The 3,350-nt window shown below is 41.1% G+C and carries 2 protein-coding genes; both read left to right on the forward strand.

Annotated elements, in window-relative coordinates; genetic code table 11:
- The first annotated feature begins 852 nt into the window (after positions 1 to 852).
- On the forward strand, positions 853 to 2,553 hold the full coding sequence (gene menD, locus Q1V93_RS04455; RefSeq protein ID WP_300662046.1) for a 2-succinyl-5-enolpyruvyl-6-hydroxy-3-cyclohexene-1-carboxylic-acid synthase: 1,701 nt from the start codon (positions 853 to 855) through the stop codon (positions 2,551 to 2,553).
- Positions 2,554 to 2,897: 344 nt separating this feature from the next.
- The coding region (locus Q1V93_RS04460) for a TerC family protein (protein WP_367183769.1) at positions 2,898 to 3,350 on the forward strand (453 nt) is incomplete at its 3' end.

Consider the following 3,350-nt stretch of genomic DNA (forward strand, 5'->3'; position numbering starts at 1 on the left):
TCCATGTGAAATGGATCCTATCAATGAGTTCGAAATGTGTTTTTGCAGTGTCCTAAAACAGGGGGATTTTGAATTACACCCCGATAGCTATCGGGATACGAATTCCGAAGGGTAGATGAGGCTGAGGGAGTCAAGAGTCAAGATTTGGAGAGTCAGGATATTGGGATGTAAATAGAGGTGATGGACTCTTTTTTTACAGGAATTTTCACAAATCTGTCATGTGTTTTTATTTTAGGATTTCAAGGTGTTATTCCTGCCTGATTCCGGGAAATGAGGCTGAAGAGAGATTGAAAACGGCTGAAACGCCCTGAAACCGCATGTTAATTCTATAACATTTTAATACTGTATCTATACTTGATCCATACTGTATCTATGCTTTATCCGTACTTGACCTGTAGGTGAGTGATTCAGATGTGTTTTTTTGTGATTTTGGAATCCTCTTTTGTATCGTGTTTTTTTTACAATTGTGTGCAGGTTGTTTCTGACATTAATTTGCTGCTGTGTTCCCGATACACCTCCATTACATTCCAGCACCCGAACGGACATAGCTGATTGAATGAGGTACCTGAAACCGGATATGCGCTCCGACTGGCTCTGTTGGAGTCTGCGTAATGCGCCAACGCTGATCGCATGTCGCCAATAGCTTTCGCGATGGCACAAGCTTAGGTACAGTCGTTCGGCGGGAAATTTCAACAATCAGTTAAACTCCCTGGCGGATCATCTGTTTTTTTAGCTTTGGAATTCTTTGCTATTTTGAACGGCTTTAAGACGGTCCAAAAAGAATCGTATACGAAGTTTAGTAAAAAGAGAAGAATAGATACTCGGAACGGCAATAACAACTAAATTTACACCATGATTTCGAGTGCTAAGTTGGAAGTGCAGCTGCTTGTGGACGGTTGTAAAAGAGTAGGTGTGACTCATGTGGTGATTTCCCCGGGGTCGAGGAATGCTCCTTTAAGTATCGCTTTTGACGAAGATCCTCACTTCCAGGTTTTTGTTGTTCCCGATGAACGCGTTGCGGCTTTTTATGCGTTGGGAATGGCTCAAAAACTGGGAAAACCGGTTGTCATTACCTGCACATCGGGATCAGCTCCGTTGAATTATTATCCGGCGGTTGCTGAAGCATTTTACCAGGGAATTCCTTTGATTGTGGTTTCTGCCGACCGGCCTTCTGAATGGGTGGATCAGGGAGACGGACAAACCATCCGCCAGGAGCGGGTATTTGATCAAATGGTGTTGAAAAGCGCTCAGTTAAACGAAATTCATTCTGAAAATCAGCGCTGGCATTTTGAACGAAACCTGTCTGAAGTGTTGCAAGCTTGTAATGATTCCGTAAAAGGACCGGTTCATTTGAATATTCCTTTTTCTGAACCGCTTTATGAAACGACGGAAACAATCGAGCGGATCAGTCAGTGGATTGAGCTAGGAAGCATTGAAACGGTTTTGTCTAAAAAGAGTAAAGCCCGACTGAAGGAATTGTGGTCGGCATCGGAAAAGCGTTTGATTATTGTTGGTCAGCACCAAAAAGAGGAAGCACTGCAAGCTTTACTGGAAAAACTGGCTTTGGATGGTTCTGTGGCGGTTTTGGTAGAGCACACGTCGAATATGTACAGCCCGTATTTTGTTTCGAATATCGACAGAACACTCAATATTCTGAAAGAAGAGGAGATTCATTCGTTTCACCCGGATTGTATTGTGACAATCGGTGGAGCCATTGTATCGAAGAAAATAAAAGTCTTTTTACGTCAATCAAAAGCACCGGTGATCCGTTTCGGATTGGATTTTCCGTTTATGGATACGTACCGCAATTTGTGCTTCTCAGCAACGGTAACGGCTTTGGAAGGATTGAACCTGTTGTCTGAAGTAGTAGATGAAGCTCCGCATAAATCCCGTTTTGGATTCAGTTGGAAGAAGATAGATCAATACGGTTCCGACGAACAAAAAATGATCTGTTCCAAACAGCCGTGGAGTGATTTGCGCGCAATGGAATTTGTCATGGATGTGATTCCGGATCACTGCAACCTGCATATTTCAAACAGTTCTTTGATCCGCTATGCCTTGCTTTTCGACCCGATCAAAACGGTGAATTATTGGTGTAACCGCGGAACAAGCGGCATTGACGGAAGCAGTTCAACAGCTGTTGGTTCGGCGATTGTTTCTCCGAATGAATCCCATTTACTGGTAACGGGAGATTTATCGTTTTTCTACGATTCCAACGCGTGGTGGAGCAAGCATTTGCCGGAAAACCTGAGAATTATAATCATCAATAACGGCGGCGGAGATATTTTCAATATTATTCCCGGCCCGAAATCGACCAAACAGTGGAAAAAGATTTTTGTTGCTGAACAGGAATTGTCTGCTGCGGATATTTCAAAAGCTTACGGAATGGAATATTTCCACGCTGCTTGCCTGGAAGATCTGGATGCACATCTGGATGCTTTTTTTGGTGTGAGTACGAATGGGAAACCGAAATTGCTTGAAATCAACACCATGGAGCAAAATAACAGTGAAATACTTGAGGCTTATTTTAAATCGTTTACGAAAAGAGGGTGAAAAAAGTTCATCCTTCGACAGGTTTAGGATTTTTTTTATTCAAATGTTCAAATGGAATTATTTAAACATGCTTACGATTTTACTTGATTTGAATCCTTGAACTTTTCAACTTTGAAGAAAAACAAAGAGAGCCCAAACTGCTAAAAACTACTACGAAAAAGACAGCTGGACTCCCTGATTGGTTTGAATGCCTCTTAATAGGGCAAGGTTCAATATCGCTAATGTAAGAAAATCAGATAATTAAAACCAAATTTAAATTTGGGAAAATCTGTTAAAAATTAAAAAAATCACAAATCCATTTTTTGTAGTTCTTTTGGAGCTAAATTTGTCGAAAAAAAAGAGAAGTGGATTTTGCAATATTGACTACCGGAATTGGAATTTTTTACCTAGTTGTTTTAACGTTATTGGAGATTGTCTTAGGAATTGACAACATCATTTTCATCTCCATCATTACAGACTCTTTAGTAAAACAAGATCAGCGTAAAGCCCGCATTTTGGGACTTAGTCTTGCTTTGATCATCCGTATTCTGATGTTGAGTGTTGTTTCTTACATCATGACTTTGGACAAAACGCCTTTGTTTACGATCTATGACATCAAATTCACTGCCCACTCACTGGTTTTGCTGATCGGAGGACTTTTCCTGATCTATAAATCAGTAGGGGAGATGCATTCCAGCGTAAAAGGAAGCCACGGAGATGTGAAAAGCAGAAAGAAGAACCGTTTAAGTGCAGTGGTTTTCCAGATCGTGATGGTTGATTTTATCTTCAGCTTTGACTCAGTCATTTCTGCGATTGGT

The organism is Fluviicola sp., from assembly GCF_030151805.1.
Classification (GTDB): domain Bacteria; phylum Bacteroidota; class Bacteroidia; order Flavobacteriales_D; family Crocinitomicaceae; genus Fluviicola.